31 protein-coding genes are annotated in these 24,447 nt (G+C 44.3%); 3 read left to right on the top strand and 28 right to left on the bottom strand.

Annotated elements, in window-relative coordinates:
• Window positions 1-312 precede the first annotated feature (312 nt).
• From AC0TWI_RS13680 to pnuC, 11 genes are all read right to left on the bottom strand, one after another.
• A complete protein-coding gene (locus AC0TWI_RS13680; protein WP_488126899.1) occupies window positions 313-723 on the bottom strand; it encodes a hypothetical protein in 411 nt (136 codons plus the stop codon).
• Between the two features lie 328 nt (window positions 724-1,051).
• Window positions 1,052-1,285: a hypothetical protein gene (locus tag AC0TWI_RS13685; RefSeq protein ID WP_488126900.1), complete on the bottom strand. Its 234-nt coding sequence runs from the start codon at window positions 1,283-1,285 to the stop codon at window positions 1,052-1,054.
• Between the two features lie 26 nt (window positions 1,286-1,311).
• On the bottom strand, window positions 1,312-1,440 hold the full coding sequence (locus AC0TWI_RS13690; protein WP_488126901.1) for a hypothetical protein: 129 nt from the start codon (window positions 1,438-1,440) through the stop codon (window positions 1,312-1,314).
• Window positions 1,441-1,509: 69 nt separating this feature from the next.
• Window positions 1,510-1,896 (bottom strand): DUF488 domain-containing protein, encoded by a 387-nt coding sequence (locus AC0TWI_RS13695; RefSeq protein WP_488126902.1) that lies wholly within the window; start codon window positions 1,894-1,896, stop codon window positions 1,510-1,512.
• A gap of 82 nt (window positions 1,897-1,978) precedes the next feature.
• Window positions 1,979-2,383: a hypothetical protein gene (locus AC0TWI_RS13700; protein ID WP_488126903.1), complete on the bottom strand. Its 405-nt coding sequence runs from the start codon at window positions 2,381-2,383 to the stop codon at window positions 1,979-1,981.
• Window positions 2,384-2,474: 91 nt separating this feature from the next.
• Window positions 2,475-3,506 (bottom strand): S66 family peptidase, encoded by a 1,032-nt coding sequence (locus AC0TWI_RS13705; RefSeq protein WP_488126904.1) that lies wholly within the window; start codon window positions 3,504-3,506, stop codon window positions 2,475-2,477.
• 20 nt (window positions 3,507-3,526) lie between these two features.
• The gene (locus AC0TWI_RS13710; RefSeq protein ID WP_488126905.1) at window positions 3,527-3,784 is read right to left on the bottom strand and encodes a hypothetical protein; all 258 of its coding nucleotides are present in this window, start codon (window positions 3,782-3,784) and stop codon (window positions 3,527-3,529) included.
• 67 nt (window positions 3,785-3,851) lie between these two features.
• The gene (locus AC0TWI_RS13715; protein WP_488126906.1) at window positions 3,852-4,211 is read right to left on the bottom strand and encodes a hypothetical protein; all 360 of its coding nucleotides are present in this window, start codon (window positions 4,209-4,211) and stop codon (window positions 3,852-3,854) included.
• Between the two features lie 99 nt (window positions 4,212-4,310).
• Window positions 4,311-5,228, bottom strand: coding sequence for an NUDIX hydrolase (locus AC0TWI_RS13720; RefSeq protein ID WP_488126907.1), 918 nt, complete (start codon window positions 5,226-5,228; stop codon window positions 4,311-4,313).
• Between the two features lie 96 nt (window positions 5,229-5,324).
• Complete coding sequence (gene nadR / locus AC0TWI_RS13725) at window positions 5,325-6,356, bottom strand: multifunctional transcriptional regulator/nicotinamide-nucleotide adenylyltransferase/ribosylnicotinamide kinase NadR (protein WP_488126908.1); 1,032 nt, start codon at window positions 6,354-6,356, stop codon at window positions 5,325-5,327.
• 2 nt (window positions 6,357-6,358) lie between these two features.
• Window positions 6,359-7,084 carry a nicotinamide riboside transporter PnuC gene (pnuC, locus tag AC0TWI_RS13730; RefSeq protein WP_488126909.1) on the bottom strand — a complete coding sequence of 242 codons (726 nt, stop codon included), beginning with the start codon at window positions 7,082-7,084 and terminating at the stop codon, window positions 6,359-6,361.
• Window positions 7,085-7,327: 243 nt separating this feature from the next.
• On the opposite strand from pnuC, the gene AC0TWI_RS13735 reads away from it, so the two are divergent.
• Window positions 7,328-7,597 carry a hypothetical protein gene (locus tag AC0TWI_RS13735; RefSeq protein WP_488126910.1) on the top strand — a complete coding sequence of 90 codons (270 nt, stop codon included), beginning with the start codon at window positions 7,328-7,330 and terminating at the stop codon, window positions 7,595-7,597.
• Window positions 7,598-7,605: 8 nt separating this feature from the next.
• On the opposite strand, the gene AC0TWI_RS13740 is transcribed toward AC0TWI_RS13735, so the two are convergent.
• From AC0TWI_RS13740 to AC0TWI_RS13795, 12 genes are all read right to left on the bottom strand, one after another.
• Complete coding sequence (locus tag AC0TWI_RS13740) at window positions 7,606-8,151, bottom strand: helicase (RefSeq protein WP_488126911.1); 546 nt, start codon at window positions 8,149-8,151, stop codon at window positions 7,606-7,608.
• A gap of 61 nt (window positions 8,152-8,212) precedes the next feature.
• Window positions 8,213-8,650, bottom strand: a complete 438-nt coding sequence (locus AC0TWI_RS13745; protein WP_488126912.1) for a hypothetical protein — start codon at window positions 8,648-8,650, stop codon at window positions 8,213-8,215.
• 214 nt (window positions 8,651-8,864) lie between these two features.
• Window positions 8,865-9,665 carry a YtvA family blue-light photoreceptor gene (ytvA, locus tag AC0TWI_RS13750; RefSeq protein WP_488126913.1) on the bottom strand — a complete coding sequence of 267 codons (801 nt, stop codon included), beginning with the start codon at window positions 9,663-9,665 and terminating at the stop codon, window positions 8,865-8,867.
• 267 nt (window positions 9,666-9,932) lie between these two features.
• Window positions 9,933-10,349, bottom strand: a complete 417-nt coding sequence (locus AC0TWI_RS13755; protein ID WP_488126914.1) for a 2-phosphosulfolactate phosphatase — start codon at window positions 10,347-10,349, stop codon at window positions 9,933-9,935.
• Window positions 10,350-11,362: 1,013 nt separating this feature from the next.
• Window positions 11,363-11,698, bottom strand: coding sequence for a DUF7674 family protein (locus AC0TWI_RS13760; RefSeq protein ID WP_488126915.1), 336 nt, complete (start codon window positions 11,696-11,698; stop codon window positions 11,363-11,365).
• 76 nt (window positions 11,699-11,774) lie between these two features.
• Window positions 11,775-12,887: a PA2928 family protein gene (locus AC0TWI_RS13765; protein WP_488126916.1), complete on the bottom strand. Its 1,113-nt coding sequence runs from the start codon at window positions 12,885-12,887 to the stop codon at window positions 11,775-11,777.
• Window positions 12,888-13,199: 312 nt separating this feature from the next.
• A complete protein-coding gene (locus AC0TWI_RS13770) occupies window positions 13,200-14,183 on the bottom strand; it encodes a glutaminase (RefSeq protein ID WP_488126917.1) in 984 nt (327 codons plus the stop codon).
• Window positions 14,184-14,316: 133 nt separating this feature from the next.
• Complete coding sequence (locus AC0TWI_RS13775; RefSeq protein ID WP_488126918.1) at window positions 14,317-15,084, bottom strand: hypothetical protein; 768 nt, start codon at window positions 15,082-15,084, stop codon at window positions 14,317-14,319.
• A 425-nt stretch (window positions 15,085-15,509) separates the two neighbouring features.
• Window positions 15,510-16,067, bottom strand: coding sequence for an elongation factor P (gene efp, locus AC0TWI_RS13780; protein ID WP_488126919.1), 558 nt, complete (start codon window positions 16,065-16,067; stop codon window positions 15,510-15,512).
• Window positions 16,068-16,128: 61 nt separating this feature from the next.
• Window positions 16,129-17,190: a M24 family metallopeptidase gene (locus AC0TWI_RS13785; RefSeq protein WP_488126920.1), complete on the bottom strand. Its 1,062-nt coding sequence runs from the start codon at window positions 17,188-17,190 to the stop codon at window positions 16,129-16,131.
• Window positions 17,187-17,633 carry a type II 3-dehydroquinate dehydratase gene (gene aroQ, locus AC0TWI_RS13790; protein ID WP_488126921.1) on the bottom strand — a complete coding sequence of 149 codons (447 nt, stop codon included), beginning with the start codon at window positions 17,631-17,633 and terminating at the stop codon, window positions 17,187-17,189. The genes AC0TWI_RS13785 and aroQ overlap by 4 nt, the downstream gene beginning before the upstream one ends.
• A gap of 76 nt (window positions 17,634-17,709) precedes the next feature.
• Complete coding sequence (locus tag AC0TWI_RS13795; protein ID WP_488126922.1) at window positions 17,710-18,195, bottom strand: YqhR family membrane protein; 486 nt, start codon at window positions 18,193-18,195, stop codon at window positions 17,710-17,712.
• Between the two features lie 165 nt (window positions 18,196-18,360).
• Here AC0TWI_RS13795 and AC0TWI_RS13800 point away from each other — a divergent pair, with 165 nt between their 5' ends.
• Together AC0TWI_RS13800 and AC0TWI_RS13805 are read left to right on the top strand one after the other, a co-directional pair.
• Window positions 18,361-19,308, top strand: a complete 948-nt coding sequence (locus AC0TWI_RS13800) for a DUF1385 domain-containing protein (RefSeq protein WP_488126923.1) — start codon at window positions 18,361-18,363, stop codon at window positions 19,306-19,308.
• Window positions 19,309-19,392: 84 nt separating this feature from the next.
• The gene (locus tag AC0TWI_RS13805; RefSeq protein ID WP_488126924.1) at window positions 19,393-19,749 is read left to right on the top strand and encodes an SA1362 family protein; all 357 of its coding nucleotides are present in this window, start codon (window positions 19,393-19,395) and stop codon (window positions 19,747-19,749) included.
• Between the two features lie 457 nt (window positions 19,750-20,206).
• Here AC0TWI_RS13805 and AC0TWI_RS13810 read toward each other — a convergent pair whose 3' ends face one another.
• The 5 genes from AC0TWI_RS13810 to AC0TWI_RS13830 all read right to left on the bottom strand — a co-directional run bounded on the left by AC0TWI_RS13810 (window position 20,207) and on the right by AC0TWI_RS13830 (window position 24,263).
• The gene (locus AC0TWI_RS13810; RefSeq protein ID WP_488126925.1) at window positions 20,207-20,710 is read right to left on the bottom strand and encodes a DUF2812 domain-containing protein; all 504 of its coding nucleotides are present in this window, start codon (window positions 20,708-20,710) and stop codon (window positions 20,207-20,209) included.
• Complete coding sequence (locus tag AC0TWI_RS13815; RefSeq protein WP_488126926.1) at window positions 20,691-21,044, bottom strand: PadR family transcriptional regulator; 354 nt, start codon at window positions 21,042-21,044, stop codon at window positions 20,691-20,693. Before AC0TWI_RS13815 ends, AC0TWI_RS13810 begins: the two co-directional genes overlap by 20 nt.
• Before the next feature lie 155 nt (window positions 21,045-21,199).
• Window positions 21,200-22,084 carry a patatin-like phospholipase family protein gene (locus tag AC0TWI_RS13820; protein WP_488126927.1) on the bottom strand — a complete coding sequence of 295 codons (885 nt, stop codon included), beginning with the start codon at window positions 22,082-22,084 and terminating at the stop codon, window positions 21,200-21,202.
• 654 nt (window positions 22,085-22,738) lie between these two features.
• Window positions 22,739-23,443 (bottom strand): hypothetical protein, encoded by a 705-nt coding sequence (locus tag AC0TWI_RS13825; RefSeq protein WP_488126928.1) that lies wholly within the window; start codon window positions 23,441-23,443, stop codon window positions 22,739-22,741.
• 1 nt (window position 23,444) lies between these two features.
• The gene (locus AC0TWI_RS13830; protein ID WP_488126929.1) at window positions 23,445-24,263 is read right to left on the bottom strand and encodes an ATP-binding cassette domain-containing protein; all 819 of its coding nucleotides are present in this window, start codon (window positions 24,261-24,263) and stop codon (window positions 23,445-23,447) included.
• Between the last annotated feature and the right edge of the window lie 184 nt (window positions 24,264-24,447).

Consider the following 24,447-nt stretch of genomic DNA (forward strand, 5'->3'; position numbering starts at 1 on the left):
TTGATGATTCGTTACAAAAACTTTAAAATTTTTTTATTTATACCAAAATCATTCTATATTATCCTTTTAACCAAATTAAAAAGCTATCCTTTAATCGTCAAATAGCGTCCGCCTGTTATTCAGCGGACGCTATGTTTTGTGGCTTATAAGATAAGTTTGCCAGCGATGTCTTATATATATGATCTGAGTTCTTTTAACCATCAGTATTAACTTTATACATTAACCAATCAAGGGTTTTTGGTATTGATTAATCAAGAAGAAATTCAGGAAGAATCCTTGAAAGGCCTATAGCCAATCAAGGATAAAAAGATATTACTCTAAACCCGAATATGGATTATCAATGTTTTCATCTAGTTCATTTATTGTTCCTTCTATCAATTTTTTAACATCAACTGTTAGATTTGTGGTATTTATTTCTTTTAATGTTTGAAAGCTCTCTGGGAGTCCTAAATATGCAATTATTGATGTGATATTATCCATTACTTCATAAGAATGTGGATCTATAATATTTTTGATTATTGAATCCAACTGCTGTTTAATAGGTTCATCTAAAGATTTGTACGTGTGCCACTGTCTTTCCGAGAGTTGATATATAACCTCCGATAAATCGATTTTACTTACATTCCCCGCCCCTTCGTAATATTCAATAACCTGTATGAAATACTTCTTCAATATATCTACTGGCAAATAATCGGGTAACTCTTCAAATTGAGAAAAATTCATCTTTCATTCTCCTGTTTTATTGGAATATGTGTTAAATTATTTGGTTTTTTGTAGAGTTTACCGTCACTTCCTAGAAGTTTCTTTCCTATTTTTATCTGGGCAGTTCAGGTATTACCTGAGTTGCTATTAGGGTATAGTTGTTTTGCATTTAAATCTGGTGAATGCCATTTTACTTCTACTTTTTGACCATTAATTTCAAATTTGTATTTATGCCCGCTCTTTATGGTTTCACTTGGTTTAAAAGTATTAGGTGTATTCTTTGGTATCATAGATTTTAAATCATTTACTGAAATTTTTCCTTTTTTAATCATATTACTGGTGGCAAATTTCACATCATATTTTGCAAGAGTATTACTAGTTCCCTTATCCCCATCCTTCTTCTCGTCAGAAAAATCCTTCCCAGAGTTCTTGCCTTTGTCACCATCATTATTATTCCCCCCGCCGTTCTGTTCCTTGCCTCCCTTACTGGTGCTGGTGTTATTGCTATCTTTGCCATTCTTGCCGCCCTTGCTTCCCTTGTCATCGACATATGCTTTTCTCTCTTCACCTCAACCAAAATCACGATAGGGACTTTTATTCATTTTTCGTTTAATAAAGCCATTTCCTTAGCAAAATGGCAATCAATCTATCGTTCACCACATGATTAGCGGAAACAATCGGGACATCTACTAGGTCCCCATCGAGATCGTACTGCATGAACAGCTTCAACAACTTCATAGTATCGCCTCTGCAATTGAGGACCTCAGACTTGTATACGTACTCGTTCCTAATGTTCACGTCTCCGCTTCAGTCGGGATTGCCTCTTTCATTCGAGCTGTGCTCCAATAATTCCTTGAGCACTACTGCCTGATTATGTTTTTCATCCTTCGCCCCGAAAAGGAGGGTCACATTTCCGCTCTCACAGCTTGTCCAGCTTATCAGCTTGGCAAGCGCCTGTTTCTGCTCTTCGTTCGTCTCCAGTTCCTCCATATACTTCTTCTTGAACTGCTCAAACTTAACAGGGTCGTGGCCGAACCATTTGCGAAGCTCCTTGCTCGGCCCCACTTCCTTGAGCCATTCATCCAACGCTGTCTCTTTCTTGCTCATCCCCCGCGGCCAGACACGATCGACAAGAATGCGCAGTCCGTCCGCAGCTTCCGCTTTTTCGTAAATGCGCTTGATTTTAACCGGCATGTGCGTCCCCTCTTTCATATTAAAATTAGTATACCAATCAGTTGAAAGATGACATAAAAAAGAGTGGGACAGAGGCCCACTCTCACCTTTTGATATTCGATGATCTGATGTCCGGTTTTCTGCGGAAAAGGGCTTGGTAACTATCCAGCAACCCGTACAATAAACACCCATGTGCTAAGACGAGTAAGATGGCAAGCGGAAGAAGGGAGTGGTCAACGAACACATGCAGCATGAATATATTCGCCGCGATCGGAGATAGGAAGGCGGCAGCCAAAGCGATAAATTGATTGATAATCAGGAGAAATCCACCAATCACCTCTAAAGTTTTTACAGCCACCAGCAGATGCTTGAACTCAAACAGAGCCATCGCATCCGGACTTGTCGCAATGAAGGGCTCAAGTCCGAAGATGACAAAATATCCATTTATACCGGCTACGAAAAAAATGACTCCAAGCACCAATCTGCTCGCATTCATGATAATTTTCACCAGTATATGCCATCCTTTCGTCCAAGTTGGTTTTTAGATTACGACCGCTCCCTTCATCCTTACGCACTCGAATGGCAAATTAGAAGCTTTGTCACTCCACTCCGCTCTCCAAAATCGCAAACGCCTTTCTATCGCAGTCAATCTCAGCCATCGCGCCGTACGGTAAAATAAACTTCGGTTCGGTATGGCCGAAATTCAGGTTGTACAGGATCGGCAGCTCCTCTAAGCCGTACTCCTTCATGACCTTTCTGATTTCAGTTTTGTATTCCTCGTAATATTTCTCATCCTGAGGTTTGCCGAAGATGATCCCATTTGTCTTTTCCAGAATTCCCTGTGCTGCGTAATTTCTCAGCCAGTATCGGATCATGCTCGGATCCGGCTTTTCCTCAGATGTTTCAAAGAAAAGAATGCTGTTTTCCCAATGCTCCATTGACGGCCAAAGTTCGGTCCCTTTCAGGAATTCCAATACTTCGATGCAGCCGCCGATCAACCGGCCTTTAACAATGCCTGACCCTTGTAAGAGTTCGTATCCCGAATTCGGCTGCATTTTCCGCTTCTGGTCTTTGTTTTCCTCAGCCCATTCGAGGAACTCACTTGTCCATTCCTTCGCAGGCTGGATATCGCCGATCGGCTCTCTTGTGAATAGCGTCCGATTTACCATCTCCACGGTATACGGATCCATCCGGACATTCTCGGCAAAATCCGTTAAAACAGCGGGACCATAGAATGAAGATAGCCCTGCTTTATGGCAGAACAGATGAGACACGGTCACATCCGAATAGCCCATGAACACCTTCGGGTTATCCCGGATCACGTCAAAATCAATATACGGCAGCAAGCGGATGCTCTCTTCACCGCCGATATTGGCAATAATCCCTTTGATCGATGTGTCCTTAAACGCGGTCATCAGATCTCCGGCCCGCGCTTCGGGATACTGGTATAGATAATCGCTCCCTTTCAGGCTGTTCGGCATCGGCACGACTTCGAGTCCAAAAACCTCTTCCAGCCGCTTGACTCCCTGTTCGTACCTCCATCTAATTTCAGCATCTCCTGCTCCTCCCCAAGATGGGCTCACTGTGGCAATCCGGTCACCCGGCTGCAGCTTTTTTGGTTTCTTCAGCATCATATACCTCCTCTAAATTGTTATGCTTCGCTTATCCCGATTGCGAGCAAAAGAAAATAAGCAAACACGAGTACTGCCCCATTTAAAAGAATTCCAGTAAGCATGAACCATATCTTTTTAGAAGCGATGGCAAATATAATTCCCAGCACAGACAGAACCGCAAACACGGTTACACCTAGTATCATATTCGCATTTGGCCCGCGAATGATAAAGAAAAAAATCACGCTGCACAGAACGGTGAAAAATGACAGCAGCCCTAAGATATTCTTCTTTTTCAAATTGCCACTCCCTTTGCAAAATCACTATATTCATTGCCCATAACCTATTAAAAGTTGCAAAACACCATTATGAAAGGCGGTTTTCCAAAGATTCATTGGCCAGTTGAAGGGCAACGAGACGACGCTCATTTAATGTTTTTTGGGAACTGCCTTCTTTCGCTTTTGCTAGCTGCGTTTTGATAGGTGGAATCAAACCTTGCAGGATCTCTATGGCAGACAAGATTTCTTCTTCATTAAAAAGGAAATCTCCTCTGCCCCATTCGTTTTTGAGGCTCTCCAAACCAATCCCTATGGCATTTTTCCTCTTCTTTACGAGTGTTGTATGGAACCCTTTTTCTGTCATGTTTTTTTCAGCATGTGAAAGCTTATGTAAAGTTGATTCCAACGAACGAATCGATAACTCCTGAGTTTCTCGGCTAACCTCCATATAGAACCTCATCTTTCCTTGTTATCTGAAGTTTCCAACACAAGTATACCATCAAAGAAATGCTTTTTATCAATTTTTAACCAAGCGAAACGGTACGGCTTATTTCCACCGGTCCTGTACCCATGCCGGGTTATAGCGATATAGTTTCGATGGGCGGTAGGCGCCTGTCCGGATTTCTTTGCCTGTGTCCAGCACCATCTCTTCTGCATAGCGGCGGAACTGGACTTTGTTCAGCTTCCTGCCGAGGATTACTTCATAGACCTGCTGCAGATCCGGCAAAGTGAATTCGTCCCCAACCAGGTTGAAGGCAATGTTCGTATAATTCACTTTCCCCCGCAGCCGCTCCAGCGAATACAGGATGATTTCCGCATGATCGAAGGCAATTCCTTCCTGCCTTTTCACTGTCATGTCCGTCTGCACATTCGTCCCTTTTGTCACAGTCACCCGCTCCACTTCCGCAGACAGGGTAATGTCTCCGGAAGTCAGCTTCAGGGCTAGGGTCTCGGTGCGCCTGACCGTTCCGCCGACAACCTCTTCATGGACGTCTGTAACAGTATCCCGGACGGTAAACCACCTTACGTCTTCCGCGTCGTCCCCTGCTACCAGTGGCGGCAGTTTGCTTTGATCGACCAGCGCGAGGTAGCTGACACTGACAATCCGCATACGGGGATCCCGGTCTACGGCACTCCATGTATATAGCTGTTCCGCATAGATGTCCTCCACACCGGTCTCCTCTTTCAATTCACGGCGGACGGCCGTATCGAGGTCTTCATCAATCCCCATGAACCCGCCCGCCAGCGCCCAGGAACCCTTGTATGGATGGCCGCCGCGGCGAATGAGCAATACTTGAAGCTCTTTCGCCGCCTTTTTCCGCTTATCAAGCACCTTTTCAGTCGCCACAGTGAAGATGACCATATCCGTCGTAATCGAAGGTTTTTCATAGCGGTCCTTTTCCGTTCGCCGATACTGTTCGATGAATTCCTTTTCACTGAGGTTCTGCAATTCGCGTTCGTCCACTCTGCCCGTCTCCTTTCTAATCGTTCACTTAGTCGCATTCTAATCCTAACCAGCCCGAATGGCAAGCCCAGTACGGTCAGAGAAGGACGAGCTCCATTAGTGGCGAATAAGTTTTGTGATCTCCTCGATCGCCCGGTCGAGCCTAGCCTCGTAGTTCCCGCTAATGCTGACATATGGAATGCCCCGCTCATCGAACATCCGCTTTAGAATCTCATTCGTCTCCTTTCGCACCTCGGGATCGTTGAATGTCCGATAACCGTCCGCCACCCATTTCACATCAGGCTCCAAAAACAAGTACAGATCGTACCTCTGAGATTGGATTGCCCCTTCGATGAAATCCAGTTCCCGTCCGAAATACATCTTCGCATAATATTGGGATACGACCGCCTCGCTGTCGATGAACAGCAGTTTATTGGCCTTTTTTAGCTGCTGGAACTCCATGTGCTTATGCCCGAAGACAATTTCCTGATAGTGTTCCTCCGTCAAGAGCGAGCTGCCGTCGCCAATTTCCTCACTGACCGTCCGGCCATATTCCTCTACGTATTCCGTCCCGAAAAGCTGCGCCAAGTTTCGTGTCAGCGTGGACTTCCCGCATGATTCCACTCCGACAATCGCAATCTTTTTCGTAAAATACGGCTTGGCCGCTTCAGGGATCATGTCCCAGTTCGCATACACCCCTTCGTTTCGTATTTTCGTCGCACTGATCGGGAAGATTGCCCGCGCCTCGTCAATCACAACATGGCGGACACCCTCTCCGTAAATGCGGCGGAACCAATAATCATACGCACTTTCCGAACTAAATATATGGGTGATCGTTTCCGGAATCGCCTCGATCATCCTCCGCCCTCCTTCGAGCCACATATGGGTTTCATCCACCCATGGCGGATCCTCGACAGCTAAGACCTTCACATTCGGCATCCCTTTGACAGACGTCATGATCCACTGCTGCCTGCGCCTATAGTCGATATAGTCAAGCCCTGCCTCCTGGCACAACTTCCGATCCCGCTCCTCGTCGTAACTGACGACTACATATAAAGTATCCACCTGTGCTGCCGCTTTCGTAATCGCGTACAAGTGTCCCTTATGAAAAGGGATGAACTTCCCGCCGTAATGTCCTACCGTCTTCATGTTTATCTTCTCCCCTTCGTATCCGTTTTTTGTAGTTTCGATAACTTCACCCAGTTTACATATCCATAGATCGAGTTCACGAGGAACGCCGTCCACATAATGACCATGTTCCAATCATTTCCGCCAGTCTGCACCAAAGTGACAACCCAAAGCGTTATGGTCAGCAGGTTCACCAAAATCCAGATCACCCACTGCTCCGCATAGCGCTGCACCATGAGAATTTGCGCGATTACGGATAGGACGACCGCCATGCTGTCGATCCGTACTTGCTGGGCGGAAAGCACTATCAGCACCTCCGCATAAACGAGCGCCCCAACGATGAAAGAACCAATCACGACCGCCCATCCTTTCGGCGTCAGCCGCTTGACATACACATCTTCTCCCCGTTTAGACTCCTCCTTCTTCTTCGAATGGCGCATCCATAACCAAATTCCAATGAACTGGGTCGGGAAATAAAACGCCCAATTCAGCATCGCCTCCCCGTAAAGCCCGTAACCATATGCGATATACCCGTAGGTTGCTGTCTGTACAATCCCGAACACATAGTTCGAAACTTTCCCCTTTGCCACCAGCACAACGCACAGCATTCCGGCAATCGAACTTACCAGTCCAAGCAATGTATCTTCAAACGCAATATACAAATGGACGGTGATCCCTGTAAACAGCAAAATCCACACTTTCTCAAAACCCGACCATTCCGCCAAATACCTCTTCACTCTCTCGTTCATCCCATTTACGCCCCTTCGCATAGTTTAGTTTTGTAACTAACATTTGTACTTAGTATATAACCGTAACTATGTATTTGTCAAACATTGTTACAAATAAAAAGCCCCGCCGCCATGGAGGTCATCCATTCCGGCAAGAGCCTGTTTTTGAAGATTGCCTGCTGACGCTGTCTGCAGATCAGCAATCCCACTCGTTGTAACTTCTATACTAGTGATTGCCTCTAAAAGAATATGGAGGGGAAAAAAATGAAACGAATTGCTTTAGCATGTTTCCTGTTGGTTGTTTTGAGCGGCTGTCAAAATCTCTCGGCACCCAACATTTCTGAAGAAGACGCCAAATCAATTGTGCTAAAAGAACATACGAAGCACATTGGGAAAGTGAAAATCATATCGATTCGCCACAAGGGAAATGAGTATATCGTAAACTGGGAAAACGAAGAAAACTGCGAGAATGGAACAGACTATGTCCATGACCAAAAAGGGAAAATAACCAAAGCGGAAATGACAATATGTTAACCAACCTTTTATGAAGTCTTCTTGAACATGCCTTTAATAAAAACAAAGCGATCACCAGGATTCCATTTGTGCTCATCGTCACAAATATACCCCCGAAGCCAAAGTTCACCGTCTATTCGCCGAAGGTAAAAACCCTTCGGAAAAGCATCATCCGCCGTCAGGAATTCTGAAGCAACCGTAATGGATCCGTTTGGAGCTTGATGCTGAGGGTGTACCTTTGTGTTCCCTTCAGGTTGATCCAGATACGCAAGCCGGAGGTAAGGGCCAAGTTCCACCGGGCATAATTTCAAACCAAGTTTTTTTGCATTGTCAAAAATTTGTGTGATGGTGCCGCCCTCAGGCAAGCCGAGATTACATACGGAAAGCTCAACGGTTTCAAATGTGCATTTCTGAAGAGTAATCGGGAACCTATTGTCGGCGAAGAGGATTTCGGCAAATGTATTCAACAGGATAGAGTGTTGCTTCATTTTATGGAGCAGCTGGTATTTGCTAAGCTCGCCTGCCTCAATATTCCTAGTGATGATTTGGCAGTCCGGGTAAATATCGTTGTTCATCTGTCATTTCCTCCTGTTACAAGCAGAAATCCCGTTCCTTCACAATCATGACTTAAGTGGCTTAGTAGTCGAATTGGCGCAGATACAAAAGAAGGTCTTCGTCCATTCTCTTAATGGAATATTTCCGGAGTTTGCTGTCTATCCTCTTCTGTTGCTTATCTTCTTTGCTTAACCAATTTATTATATGGTATAAAGGACTGCTTAGTAAGTTAGCCGAACCCATGAAACCTAGTTCAAACCCCATTTGTTCCGTCTCTGATAACGGCAAATCCGTGTTTTTTAAAAATTCCTCTTTAAAATGCTTAGGTATCAAAATATTGGTTTCCACTTTTTCCAATGCGGAAAGCAGTTCTTCCGCATTATTTACGACAACACAATTATCGTCCTTGCTCTTTGTCATTGTTTCGTCCACTCCTTTGCATATTTTCCTTTCTGCAATGCGGCATTTATCCAATGTAGGAATTCGGCAATTGACGTACTCGTAATGCTTCTTTCCCATATGTACGTTCTTCCTGAAACAAAGGATTCACTTTTTCCATAACTGGTCAAAATCATCAAGTCACAGCTTTATTTAAGGAACAAAGCTCATATATATAGGCGATTCTAACTCTCTCGGAAATATGCATTTTGTTCAGAAAGTTGAGGAAGACCATAATAAAAAAAGCCGGATCCCCGAGGATCGGCTGCTGTCCGGCGATGTTGCGGACGTATGTTTATCTCTTCAGTCCCAGCTGGCGAATGGCCGCTTCCACGCTCGCAAACGAAGGAAGACCGCGGAGATCATTCTCTCCCCGAACACTTTGCATCGCCTGCTGCGGTGTGATCCCTGCGAGAATCAAGCTTCCTCCCATCAGGGTAGTCATTTGGTCCAGGGCGTGGATCGTTCGGCTCATCCTTGCATCATATTGCTCGATACCAGATAAATCGAGGATGATCCTTTCCTTGGATGTATCTTGTAAATACTTGCCGACCTTGTCGAGCAATTCACGCTGCCTATCTTCATCCATTACTCCCAGAACAGGAATGATGGCACTTTCGTACATGATCGGGATGATCGGCAAAGATAACTTGCGCACATCAAGCAAATATTGATCTGCCTTTTTCTCGGCTTCCATTTGCTGGGTAATGTCTTTTTGGATCCCAATGAAAATATCCCTCCCCAGCTCATCAATATAGACTGGATAGATGTTCAGCGCATTCCAAAAAAATGTGCCGTCTTTCCGAAAATTTTTCAGCACCATATCGACAGTCCTGCCTGCCGCGAGATTGGAATTGATTTCTTTCCGCTGTTCGGGTGTTGCCGTACCGTTTTGCAAGAAGCGGCAATTCCGTCCGATAATCTCTTTCCTTTTGTAACCAGTCAGCTCTTCAAATCCTTTATTCACATAAATGATCGGATTATCCGGCTGTGATGGATCCGTAATCACCACGCCGACACCCGCAAGATCAATTGCTTTGGAAATAAAACGGTTCTTCTCTAAATCTTTCAAATCGTACAACGACGTTTCGGACATTTAGCAGCTCCGTTCTCAGTGACTTCGGCTAAACGCCACTGTCATATTTTGGTCTTTATCCAAACCTAACAGACTGTCACGTGAGTTACAAGCTATATTTCACTTAAAGCACTAGAAACATCAATCATTTAAATCCTTTGGCGGGTTCCCATCACAAACCCATACAAGAAATAACCGGCAAAAAAATGCATTGATCAATTTACGTTAATGATTTTTTTCGTATAGGGTAAGAGCTAAGTCAACAAAATTGAAGATGGAGCTTTCTGTTTAAAAAATGATAAAATGATCGTCATTTAAAATAGGTACGGTCTCAAAAACATTTAAACGGCTGCAAAAACGTACATCCTCTTCGAATCCCCTTTGCCGTAACTCTCTTCCGCTTCCACAATCCCAGATGAGCTCAGTGATTCTTTCTTTTGCGTTTTGAAAGGCGCCTATACATACTTCGGCTTCTGGTGATTTTTCTCCATCTAAGCAAGCAAGGATGGCTCCGGCACCTAAGTAATCTTCGATGGCCGGACGAAAACTGTTTTCGTTTTCTTTTCCATCACTCCATTGTTCACCACAAGGGACAACAGTGATCGTTGTGTTGTTTTGTAATCTCCATTGATTGGCAGCAGAAGCTACCGATGAAGCATTAAGCAGGAGCCTATGAACAGGGCCGGTACTTTGGAAGCAATCCACGTGCAAAATGCACCGTTCAGCGAGGACAAAACATACTTCTTGTTCCGGTGTTCTCTTTGAAATGAAACAGGGGATAACGTCGGTTTCCCCAATCTGGCTGCTTCAGCTCTGCCCAGAATATAGTTAGCACCGATTTTTTCCGCGTACTCTTTTCCATCTACATGAGGCGGAAAAGGATAGATAATTGCTCCTTGCCTTAAAGCGGAAATAACGGTGGATGAAAAACTAAGCACATCAACAATGATAACCATGTCCCCGCGATCGGCTGCATCTCTTGCACCGCGTAAACCCCATTCCATCCTGCAACAATAAGGGGATTGATCAAACATAAAACCACCTCTTCTTTCTTAAACTAAACGATGTGGATAAAACTGATCCGATAGAAATCTGTTCCAGTCAAATGTAAAAAGAAAATAGAGTACAAAGATTACTAAAATAGTCATTGAAGATAAATAGAGTATAGTACGATATTTACGCTGTCGATCAAAAATTCGATTTAATAAAAAGGCTATCAAGATGGCCCCTAAAATGTATATAAGCCCCCAGAGAATTGGTTCAATCCCCAAAATGACCAATTCCTTTCGAATGTGTAGAATGGCATCCTTCCTATCACTTTACTTTCCTGTCTTCCATGAGCTTAGCCGGTTTTCCGACGGGTGGGAAGAGAGAGTCGATATCCGATTCGGCAGGTCAAGTTTCTTCCTGGTCTACAAAGAAGTGCCCGCCAGCACGCCGATCGACATTCGCACACTTAGACCTTTGTTTATGAAATTTTAATGCCATCATCAGAAGCACCATTACGTCCCCTCACTTGAAAGGCTCTTAATATCCTCACTAATCTTCTCCCTCCAAGGTTTTACCGATTCTTTCTCCATATTAGCACTACTATCTATTTATTTTATAAATTCATTCGACTTATTTAACCTAAAAAAGAAACCTTGGATAAAAAACTCTTCCAAGGTTTCAATTATATAATTATTGCCGTCCCCAATACTTTTCAATTTCATCTAAAGCTATTTTTGTTTTATTTCCATATATACAGAGGCTACCTTAAGAAGTATAGGATTATCTCCCAGTCTTTCTAGAATCGTGGTAGATAATAATTCTTGAACGTACAGATCACCTTCTGTAGCCATCCTTTCAAGAAACATGAAAACACTTTTTAACCTTTTCTTATCTGTATGTTCCTCTAATAAGCCTGGTAAATCTTCATTGAGCGTTTCCCCGAAGAATACGTGGGGCAGCAATTCATTATTGTATTCAACGTGCTCATTATATGCCCTTTTGTACTCTGGAAAAGACTGAAGAAAATCAATTATAACATTTTCATATTTCAATGAACTCACCACTATTCTTGTTTCCCCTTAAATGAATCACCAGTTTCATTTTGATATCTTCAAAACTATCCACCGCATGAATACAAATTTACATAGCGGGACGATTCCAGCGCAGTTCATATCTTATAACTTCTTTTCCTGTCTTCTTATCCAGCAACACGAAGTCATCGCCTGCTTGAATTGCAAAATAGTCTTCCAAAACGCGCACTCCCGGACTTCTCTGTTCTGAATTTACCCTGCCTATATTTTCTTCCCAAACAATGCGGTGCTCGTTCATGTCATAAAAGAATACGATTTGCTCAGCATTTTCCTGCTTCGTTTTCCGATAAGAAACGAGTGCAGTGTGCTGTTTCAGATTCACATCCAAAACCTTTGGATCTAAATTTTCAAATGGCTGAACGGATGGTTCTCTTAACACGTCATCCTTATGCTTTGAAATTTCATCATACACCTTAGAGTCTAATGGCTGATTATGTGATGCAAAGTAGTTGGGAATCGTGGATTCCATGAAAAACATCGTTGTAAGATATTCTTTCGCTCCGGGATATTCTGTTAACTGCTTCCCGTCATACTGATAATATTTACCATCAATTCCCTCTATGTACAACATATTATCTATAATTGCTAAGTCCGTTGCTGAGCTGCTTATAAGCTCCGCTACATGTTTTTTTTCTTGAGTAAAATCTTTCTTTGATAACTTTTCTTTTCCGGTTTGAATGTCTAGCAGCGAAAGCTTTCCAATTTCCCCGTCAACATGATGGATAAGAAGTCCGCCCATAAAAGGACCAATAAGTGTTTCTCGACTTCTAAACGATTTGGTCCATTGCTTTTCACCGGTATGCAGATTAATGGCCACCATTTGATAGTGGGAAATAATATGGGTAATGCCATTAGAGGTTCCGTTATTTTCCAACCCTCTTACCATTTGAACAGCAATTTCCTCTCCCGGATCTGTATAAACGGAGGAAACCGCTTGAATCGGAAAACTCCGGCCAGCCATACCGAATATAATCATGACAAAGCTGCTGATAAAAGCGTACACCCCAATAACGATAAATAACCTTCCAAACTTCCGATGCTTAACCAGAAGAAAAAGTATCAATAAAATTCCAATGCCAAGCACAATAGCCAATGTAATGTCGTGCCGCAGCCATCCATTAAAGCGCCACGAATCCAAAAAACGATGTAAAAATGTATCCAATGCTGTTCCCCCTATCCCTCTTATCTATTTTAAGAGAAATAGAAAAAACACGCCAATATTAACCATGATTGGCAGTGTTTTCGTGAGGAGTATGTACCGAATCAGAGCGGCTCTGCGGATCAATCTTGAATATCCTTCATTCCATGACTTTATGCCAACTTTCAAAGTCCCCAAACACATAGCATTTGCCCTTCATTAGAATAAAGCAGTCTAGAACCGGGCTGTATAGGGTGAAGAAATTTTAATGAAAAGGGTGAATTGAGGAGGTGAATTTTTCCACCCATTCATTCACCCTTACTATTTCCATGATGTTTAAAATATTCCCATATCCCAATTCTCTGCAAGATGCTTCAACAGCATTACGCCACCGGTACTGTTTCCGTATTGATCAATAGCCGGTCCATATACTCCAATACCCCATCCGTTCGAAAAAGGTGCTTTTTCTGCCGAACGAGGTGGGACAGCTGCCATAATACCACCAGACACACCACTTTTTGCGGGTATACCTACAAATGCCGCGAACTTACCGGAGTAATTATACATTCCACAAGTTAGCATCAAGGTTTTTGCTAAGCGCGTTACCTTTTTAGGAATAATTTGTTCGTTTGTAAAAGGATGTCTTCCATCTTGAGCTAACACAAGTCCAATAATCGCTAAATCATGTGCTGTAATTTCAATTGCACATTGCTTTAAATATACCTCTAGTGTTTCTTCTACCTCTGACTTCAAGTAGCCTGTTTCCTTAAGCCAGTAAGCAATTGACCGATTTCGATTGGCGGTCTCCCATTCAGATTGAAAAACTTCATCATTTATCGTTGGGCGTTTACCAATCATTTTTGCTATTAAATCGAGAATTGTGTTGAGTTTTTCAGTGGAAGTTTCTCCATTTAACATGGAGGATACAGTAAGAGCTCCTGCGTTAATCATTGGATTAAACGGTCTTCCTGGCTGGTTAATTTCCAATCGGAAAATGGAGTTATAAGCATCTCCTGTAGGCTCGACATCTACATACTCTAACACTTCAGAAATACCATAATCTATACAAACAGCTATAAAACTTATAACCTTAGAAATGCTTTGCAATGTGAATGCCGTGTCCACATTACCAGATTTTAAAATCGTCCCATCTTGAGAAATCAAACAAATACCCAAATCAGTAGGGTTTGCTTTTTGTAAAGCTGGAATATAACTTGCACATTGCCCGTGATGCGTATAGAGCTTATGCTTTAACAGCCAATCGTCTAACTGAAGCTGCATATTCATTTGTTGTGTAGTAGAAGTAAGAGTCTTTTCCATACTTTCAACCCCAATATAAATAAATTGAGAACCTTATCAATTTTAATACAGAACTCCAAAATTTAAAACAAAGATTTTCAGAGGGTTTTTGGGGACTGTCCATTGAACCTTAGGACCACTCTGAGGAATAGCCTTATTGCATTAAAGGGTGCAATTCTTCAATAAGGAGGATCGCTTTTTTCTTATTCATGTAACGGGGTTGCCCTTTCTTACTGCTCTTGCCATCCAGCTTCTTGATGCTCAGCTTTTCCATGATTGGATCAAGCGCCTTGACCTTTTTGAAGATTTTTTCTGGTTTGACAATGGTTTGGGCCAGTTTGTCGAGCCGGTTCGGGAGGTTTATCTTTTTGCCGGTTTGCGGATCTGTTCCGATCGCGAAAGCTTCGATGTCCTCCAGCATCCCGACTGTCATATCATTGGCGAGACCTGTGTAAAATTCCTTTGTAATTAACAATTTCCTAAATTCTTTTACCGATTCAAATGATGCGATTTCTTTGAGATCATTCAGCAAACCGCCGTTGGATATATAGTCGGTCGCCTCCTTAAACCACTGCTGGAGCTCTGCCCCGGCTTCTCCGAAATGGATATAATCATACACATCAGCAGGCAGCTGTGCCAAGTTGTTTTTGAGGCGCTTTATATACGCCTTCATCTCTTCCGGAGACGCGAGAAGTTCCCACAGGCTCATGTCTACATAATCCGGTTTCTCCCCTTCTTCTGAAAACTCCTCCTCATGCTCTTCTTTCCATCCCTCCGGGACTTCCTTCTGCTCTTTCTGCTCCTTGTCCAGGTCCCAGGCCGGCGCGTCCCATGCGGATGCCGTCTGGAGGAACGGTGAAAAGTTTCCAATCAGGAAAATGGCAGCCAACACGGGCAGCAAAAGTTTTCGAAGTTTGTCCACCCTATCCACTCCTCTCAATTGTTCGCGGAACCGAGTTATGTATGTACGAAGGATTGCGAATTTGGGTCCGCCTGATGGGAAAAAGGAGTCGAACTTCAATATCCTTCCATCCCGTCATTCTAAGTAAATATCAGTACCGGTTATTGGACGAACCCATATTGGGAGTGGCTGAAAGAGGTACAAGGAAGAAGTACCTACATATTTCCGTCACATTTTCATTAAACTAGGAGGAAGGAAATGGGCAGCATGAATATCGGGTAAAATCAGGAGTTTGGACTCGGATATTTCTTTCTGTTTGCCGACAAAAAAGACCAAAGGGCCCTTTTATCATTTTTTTTGTCCCTCCTTCGCAAATCCCTTCCCAAATAAAAAGCCCTCCCCGCTTTTTCGGGGAGAGCTAAAAATGACCGTTTTATTGTATGCAATTAAGCCCTTGATACATATGAACCGTCTGTCGTATTGATGATCAAGCGGTCTCCAGCGTTGACGAAGAATGGTACTTGAACGACAAGGCCTGTTTCCATCGTTGCCGGTTTTGATCCGCCGGATGCTGTATCCCCTTTGATGCCTGGGTCTGTCTCGGTTACTTCGAGTGTCACTGAATTCGGGAGGTCGACGCCGAGTGTTTCGCCATTGTACATCATGATGTGGACTTCCATGTTTTCTTTCAGGAACTTCAGCTCATATTCGATCTGGTTAGCCGGCAGTTCGATTTGCTCGTATGAATCGTTGTCCATGAAGACATGCATGTCTCCGTTGGCGTAAAGGTATTGCATTGTTTTGTTGTCGATTTGGGCTTTTTCAACCTTTTCACCAGCACGGAATGTTTTTTCAGCAATAGCACCTGTGCGCAGGTTTCTCAGTCTGGAGCGAACGAAGGCAGCCCCTTTGCCCGGCTTAACGTGCTGGAAATCCATGACGCGCCAGATAGCGCCGTCTGTTTCGATTGTTAGTCCTGTACGAAATTCGTTTACTGAAATCATGAATAATTCCTCCTATGGATGCTGATCGATTCTCCTGATGTCGTTGCCGCTAAGCAGTTGGTCAGAGGATGATCAGGTCTTTTGTTGAATGAGTTAAAGTTTCGTTTCCTTCTTCGGTGATGATCAAGTCATCTTCGATCCGGACTCCGCCGATACCCGGCAGGTAGATACCAGGTTCAGCCGTGACGACCATGCCCGGTTTCAGGACGATGTCTGAGCGGTGCGACAAGGCTGGGCCTTCATGGACCTCAAGACCGATGCCGTGACCGAGGGAATGGCCGAAGTATTCGCCATATCCTTTAGATGTGATGTAGTCCCTTGCAATGGCATCCGCTTCTTTTCCGGTCATGCCCGGCTTGATTTTTTCGACAGCAAGCAGCTGTGCTTCGAGAGTCACATTGTAGATTTCCTTCAGTTTATCAGAAGGCTCGCCGACGGCTACAGTACGGGTGATATCAGATATATACCCATTATAGAGGGCGCCGTAATCCATTGTGATCAAATCTCCCGTTTCGATTTTTTTATCGCTTGCGACGCCGTGGGGAAGTGCTCCGCGTACGCCGGATGCGACAATGATATCGAATGAAGAGGAAGTGGCACCTGATTTTCTCATGAAGAATTCCAGTTCGTTTGACACTTCAAGTTCCGACACGCCCGGCTTGATGAAGCCGATAATATGCTTGAATGCAGCGTCCGCGATATCAGCAGCCACCTTCAGGACGGAAAGCTCTTCTTCCGACTTGAACAGGCGCATCTCTTCGATTGCTTCGGACACTGGAACGAGTTCCGCTTTTACCGCTTTTTCATATGCTTTCCATGTTGCATACGACATATGATCTTGTTCGAAACCGAGCTTTTTGATGCCCAATTTTTCCGCTTGGGCTGCGACTTCTTCAGTGATTGCACCTTTGTGGAGAACAACTTCATAGCCTTCCGCCTGTTTTGCCGCCTGTTCAGTATAGCGGAAGTCGGTGATGAATTTCGCTTCGCTTTCTGAAATCAGTGCCACGCCGGCTGTTCCTGTGAAGTTCGTCATGTAGCGGCGGTTAAAGCTGCTTGTGACGAGCATGCCGTCAATTCCGAGTTTTCCAAACGCTTCACGCAGTTTCTCCAATTTTTTCATTCTGCTCTCCCCCTTATGTAATCAAGAATGGCTAGCAATGCCAGTTCATAGCCATAAAAACCGAATCCCGCAATTTGCCCGATCGCTTCAGGTGCCGTCACCGATGTTTTGCGGAATTCTTCCCGTTTATGTATGTTTGAGATATGAACTTCGACAACCGGAATGGATACGGATGCCATCGCATCGCGTAGTGCAATGCTGTAGTGGGTGAAGGCACCCGGGTTGATGATGATGCCGGCATAGCCCTGCTCTTCTGCCCCATGGATCTCTTCGATCAGCTTGCCTTCATAATTGGACTGCAGGCATTCGATCGCCGCCCCGTTTTTTTCACCGGCCCGCTTGATTCCCGTTTCAAGCTCCTCTAGAGTGTTCTTCCCGTATATATCAGGTTCACGCTTGCCGAGCATGTTCAAGTTCGGCCCGTTTAAAACAAGGATTTTCATCTATAAACACGCCCCATTCCAAATTGTTCGCCATCCATATTCTATCACAAACAATTTGCCCGTAACTAGCGGGAACTTACTCTTTTACGCCAAGCTTTTCGGCAAAGACAAGCTCTTCATATTCATAGGAGATCGAATAACCGATGAACAGCCCGTAAAGGACGGCGAGACAGCCTTCCGTGATCAGCGTGTTCCGCGGGTACTCCCTGAATCCTTCGATGCCTGGCAGGAACGGATGGAACAGGAAAATAAGCAGAAACACAAGGACACCAAAGCCAATTCCCCAATATAATGAGGATAACTTTCGCAAAAACAAGTAATAGACCATGGCAAGGACAACAGAGATAACCCCGTAGAAGAGCAATGTCGTGACAAATCCGGCCCAGCCATGCTGTGTCCCTTTCAGCGGTGCGAGCATGGCTGCCGGCTTGATTTTTGTGAAATGGAAGGCATGGGCCAAATATTTGAGCAATCCCCATATAATTCCCCCGGCAAATCCTGTGATCCCAGACATCAGGAGCAGCGTTTTTCTCGATGATGCATTAAGTTTCTCTTTTCCCATAAAACAACACCTCCATCCTTTAGCATGTCCAGTATCTCCTCATCTCATTGTTCCTTTTTGTCTATGGTGCTTTCTGCGGTTTTTTAGTAAACTGGAAGTAGTTCACTTTTTTTACTTAGGCCATGGCACAACAGCACGTAAAATCCTTAATAAGTTGGTGTACGAATGAAAAAAGATATAAAGCAAGCCTATGGCGGACAGGCAGTCGTTGAAGGCGTTATGTTCGGCGGGAAAAGCCATACCGTGACAGCAGTCCGCAGAAAAGACAATTCGATTGAATATTTTCACTTGCCGCGCAAAACGCGCCCAGTGCTGCAAAAACTGAAGAAAATCCCGTTTGTCCGCGGCGTTGTGGCAATCATCGATTCTGCCGCAAACGGCTCTCAGCATCTTACTTTCTCTACCGATCGATTTGATGTCGACCCGGAGGACGATCAGAAAATCGCCGATGAAAAAGAGAAGAAAACGTCCAATACCGCGCTGATCCTTAGTGTGGCCGCAATTGGCGTCCTTTCTTTCATCTTTTCCAAGTTCATTTTCACACTCATTCCCGTCTTTCTGGCCGAACTTGTTTCACCAATTTTTCCCGGCCACACGATGCAGGTACTGATCGAAGGGGTGTTCAAGCTTATCCTCCTGCTCGGCTACATCTATTTTATTTCGATGACGCCGATGATCAAACGCGTATTCCAATATCACGGCGCGGAACATAAAGTGATCAACGCCTTCGAAAATAAACTGGAATTGACAGTAGCGAACGTCCAGGCCCAGTCCCGGCTCCATTATCGGTGCGGCAGCAGCTTCATGATCTTCACCGTGCTCGTCGGTATTGTGGTATACATGTTCGTTCCGTCTGACCCGCTTTGGGTCCGGCTGCTCAACCGGATTGCGCTCATTCCCGTCGTTCTTGGCATTTCGTTTGAAGTGCTTCAGTTCACGAATAAGCTCCGCGATATCCCGGTTCTCAAGGTCCTCGGCTATCCGGGACTCTGGCTGCAGCTTTTGACAACGAAAGAACCGGACGATTCCCAAGTAGAAGTTGCCTTAGCCTCGTTTAATGAATTGCTAAGAGTGGAAAAAGAAAATGAGCTGAACATAGAAAAAATCGGCTGATACGATCAGAATCGAATTGGCGCTCATCGTATAATGACGGTTCTTTTTGGGAAAAATGTCAGTACTCCCGAGGAGGTGGCAATCTTGAAGGTACGGAATTGGATAGTCGGCGCATTCATCGGATTGGCGGCGATCGGACTCTTCGCCGCGCTCCGGAACCCTGCTGGGCTGCTGAAACAAATTTTGTTTATCGGCTTAACGGCAGTGGTCATCTTCTTCATTTATAGACTATGGATCTCCCGCAAACCCGGCAGCAGCGAATCCCGGGCTTTTGCCAAGGCGGCAAGACAATCGAAGAAACGGACGAAAAGCCGGAAGGCGACAAGCAACGTCAGCCCCATCAGCCAAACCCGCAAACGCCCACTTCGCAAAAAATCCGCAGCCCACTTGACCGTGATCGAAGGCAAAAAAGGAAAAAAGAAAGACAGAGCGATATTCTAAAGCGAAGGCGACTTGCCCAGCTGCGACAAGCACAAGACAGAGAGGGAAAAAGGCGCTTTCCAGCCTTTCTCCCTCTTTGGCTTGTGACCTCGAGCAGCTAGGCGCCGGAGCTGGATGTTTTTAAAGCGGAGGGCGGCTGCTCAGGGGCGACTAGCTTAAGGACCAAGAAGCAAAAGGCGCTTTCCAGCCTTTAGCTTCTTTGGACTTAAGACCTCGAGCCTCTGCCGCCCGGAGCTGGATAATTCTAAAGCGGAGGCGACTTGCCCAGCTGCGACAAGCACAAGACAGAGAGGGAAAAAGGCGCTTTCCAGCCTTTCTCCCTCTTTGGCTTGTGACCTCGAGCAGCTAGGCGCCGGAGCTGGCAGATTCTTAGTTTAGGACGGCTGCAACTAGCAAACCCCAAAAACGCGTCTTCACTGCTTTTGCTTTCGGCAAAGACAGCGCAGACGCGTTTTTTCTATTGATTATAAAAATCGATTTTGCGTCTCAGTGTAAGGAATACGTAGAAATACAAGAGTATAGCGGTTACCCCTATACACGCAGCTACAATTTGAATTACATATCCTTTCCATGTGACGAGTAATCCAGCCTGGCTGCCAAACAAAGCAAGGAAAATGACCAAATAGAATTGCATCATTCTCTGGAATGTATCTTTTACCGACTCGCGGTCAGAGTAGATTTTCTGCGTTTCTTTTTCTGCAGATGTCCGGAAGTAATGGAATTTATCGATAAATGATTCAACATGATCCCAACCGGAGTCTTTGTAAAGCTCGAAATAGTCATCGTCTGCATCTCGGAAATCAATTTGATAGACATAGGACTTGGCGGAGTCTTCCTCAAAATAGTACATACCCAGCCGGTACTTGTTAAAGTGCAGCCCCTCCTTGGACATCTCTGTCAGCCACTGTTCTTCTTTTTGCATATTTGATGGAGTAAAGAATTTAAATTTCTTGACCGTCATTTTGTTCACCTTCCATCCCTTGAATTATACTTTTGGCATTTTGCACTAGTGATACAAGCCGCCTATATTCCATCCTCAGCACTTCTTCACCAAGCGGCGTCAGGGAATAATACTTTCTTCGGTCCCCTTCGTCCCAGTCCACTTTCTCAATGATTTTCTGTTTCTCAAGTTTTCCAAGCGCCCCGTATAAGGTTCCGGGCCCCATCGTCACATCTCCTTTGCTTATTTCTTCCACATCCTGCATAATCGCATATCCGTGTCGAACATCCCGGAGGGACAATAAGATGTAGTAGGTCGCCTGTGATAACGGCAGATAATCCTCTGGCTTCTTCATATTTTCCACCTGCTTTCGTATATCGACACTCACTACATCGAACATCGATATATTAACTACCGTTATATTAACAGACCAAAGAGCGATATGCAATCGTCTTTTTCAAAATTGGGCGAAAAAATAGAGAGCTGTTGGGAATTACGAATCCCAGCCCTCTAATACGTCCAGCTTTTAAGGAATTTTTCAGCGGATAAGCGACCTTTTTCCATAAGGGCACTTTTCTTCTCTTCCGTTAAAGCGAACTCTGATGTATGAGTATCCTCAATCGGGATGAAGATGATGTCTTTTTCCATTCTTCTCGAGATATACCGTGCATCGTGTGCATCCTTCATTGTAGCGAAAAGTGCTTCAAGCATTTCCAGCCCATTGTTGATGTGGCGCTTCGGCTGCTCGGAAAGTTTGCTGCTCAGTTTTACGCCGATAACCGGGCGCTCTTTTCTTCCCTCTTTCGAATGGAAAAGCCACATCGGAAAGTTACTGAGCAAGCCGCCGTCGACAATGATGTCCCGGCCCGAAAGCGAATGGACCCGAACAGGTTCGAAAAAGAATGGCAGACTGCAGCTCATCCGTACGGCCCTGGCAATCGGAAAGGTCTCTTTTGGGATGCCGAGGCTGTCCAGGTCGTCCGGCAGTACGAGAATTCGGCCTGTGCTCAAGTCAGATGCAATAATCCTCAGTGACTGCTTCGGCAAATCCGCAAATGTATAAACCCCTTTTAGCGCAAGCCCCTTCGCAATCCATTCCTCAAGCTCCCGCCCCCGATAAAATCCCATTTTAAAGTAAACGAGCAGCCATTTCGCCAGTGAAAATGGAAGCAGCGTCTTCCGCGGATCCAACAATTCCTTCATATCTTTTTGCTCCAGAATTTCCGTAATCTCCTTGCTGTTGTAGCCAGCCGCTAAAAATGCCGCGACAATCGCACCTGCACTCGTTCCGGCCAGCCGCTTAAACTTGAACCCCTTCTTTTCTAAAACCTCCACCGCACCAAGGAGCGCAAACCCCTTGATCCCGCCGCCGGAAAAAACACCATCGATATACATGTGCAAGCCCCCCGGATGTTGATGTTTCACTCAGCGAAAAAAACACTCCGATATACTACTTTAAGTCAGCGTTTGGGGATTTAGAACCTTCCCTTCACCGCAAACCGGGTAAGCATGCGCGGATATCAACCAACAAACAGGATATATGTCGCAACTGGCGATTATATTACCGAACTGGAGAATATATGTCGCAACTGGTGATTATATTACCGAACTGAAGAATATATGTCGCAACAAGGATTTATATTACCGAACTGGCAAACTTATCGACAAATTGGCTCAGTACGCGGAGAAAAACAGTGGCGCCAACCTATACAGACGCCTCGATTGCCCTTAAGTGATCAAGTACTTGATAAGCGCGGACGCAAGACTGCCTGAAATTGAAACTGCAGCCACAGACTCGATGTCCTCTCAGGCGGATATCAACCAACTAGCAGGAGATATGTCGCAACTGGCGATTATATTACCGAACTGGAGAATATATGTCGCAACCAGAATTTATATTACCGAACTGGCAAATATATCGACCATCCACACCGCCGGCAGGCTTAAAGCTCCCCTCCCAAAATAGGAAAAAGAGGCGTCCGCAAGAATCAGCTTTCACTGATTTTTCCAGGCGCCTCTTACTTGTATGATTGACTGTCAAAAGATCTGTTAGCTTTCTTTTTTTATAAAAAGCGGAACCAGTACAATAGCTCCGATGATTAGATAGGCAAATACAAACACATTATCGAATAAAAATGGTGTATTGATTCGTATCTCATCTTCACCTTCCATATAATCGATCACCTTGAATACAGGGGGAAAGATCCATAATACCCATTTGGTAAATGCCAGCTTTTCAATGATGGATTTGGAAACAATTGAAAGTACGATGATTAATACGGACGAAAGCCAAGCATGTTTTTTAGCTGCAAGTTTCGTTGCCGAAAATAGTGTTCCTACCAATATCCCAAAAGCCAAGAAAACCAGGTGGCTGTAAAATGCAAAAATGTATAGCCTGAGCGTCATACTCCCTTTGAAGCTTCCAGCGATAATAGGGAAAAAGATAGCAAATAAAAGCAAGGGTATCATGATGATCAAGGCGGTTATCCATTTGCCGAATAAATAATTCGTCTTCCTTCCAAGATGAGAAAATAAGATATGCTTTTCGCTCTCTTCATCCAATGTAAAGACGGACATGGTGATCCACGTCATGATTACATACATTGAAATAGAAGATACGCCATAACTGCTGAGGATCGGCACACCTGAATAGGCATATAGAATAAATATCCAGCCTAAAAAGATAACTACAGGCGGGATAAATTTTAAGGATCGAATATAGCTTAGTAATTGATAACGGATGAAAGCTGACAACTTAAAACCTCTTCTCTGTTAGTTCAATTATTGAACATCCCCGTTCAAGCAACATGGACAAAACCTTATCAGACTCTTTAGCGGAGACATATATTTCAACGGTGCCATCCCCTGCAAATTTGTGCCTGATGGAAGGAATCCCTGCTATTTTATCTCGAGTTGGGATTAGCGCTCTTATCATTCTTACTGTTTCCTCATTAATTACTGGAGAATCAGAGACAATCCTCCCACTCTCTACCGTGATAACCCTCTCGGCCAACCCTTCAATCAGTAAGGAATCATGTGCAGTAAAAATGATCGTTTTATCCTTTTGAAGTGAATTCAGCTGACGGAGAAGTTCTATTTCTGCCTTTTCATCTAGCCCCGTCAGCGGTTCGTCTAGCAGCAATACATCGGGATCATTTAATAATGCCTGTATGATACCGGCCTTTTGTTTCGTCCCTTTTGAACATTTTTTTATAGGGGTAGCCAGGAATTCTGTAATGGCAAACTGCTCTGCATAGTTTTCCATTCTTTTTTGCAGCCCTTCTTCGATTGTAGAAGACATCTTCCCCATTAACAGTAAATAATCATGTATTGTAAATCGGATGTTTTCCGGGAAGTGTTCCGGGACATAGCCGAAGCTCATGTGAGATCGATGCACTTGCCCTTCAGTTTCTGTAAAAATACCGCCGATAAGCTTCAGCAGACTGCTTTTTCCCGAGCCGTTATTCCCGGTAATCGCCACCTTTTCCCCTCTTGATATGCTTATAGAGACATCTTCAATAAGTGTTCTTCCATCTATTTTCTTGCAAACTTTATTTGCCTCAAATATGTTCATAAAATTCCTCTTTCCATTTTCCTGCATAAAATTCGAGAGCTATGTTTTCTAAAAGAAGCAGAGAATGATACGTCTCTAATTATACAACAACTCTGATGTAGAGATTATTCAATACTCTATTAATTTGATGCCTTAAAAAACGCGAACAGAAGATTTCCTATTTGACGACCTTGGCATCGGATAT

This window comes from Lederbergia sp. B243.17 (genome assembly GCF_057657925.1).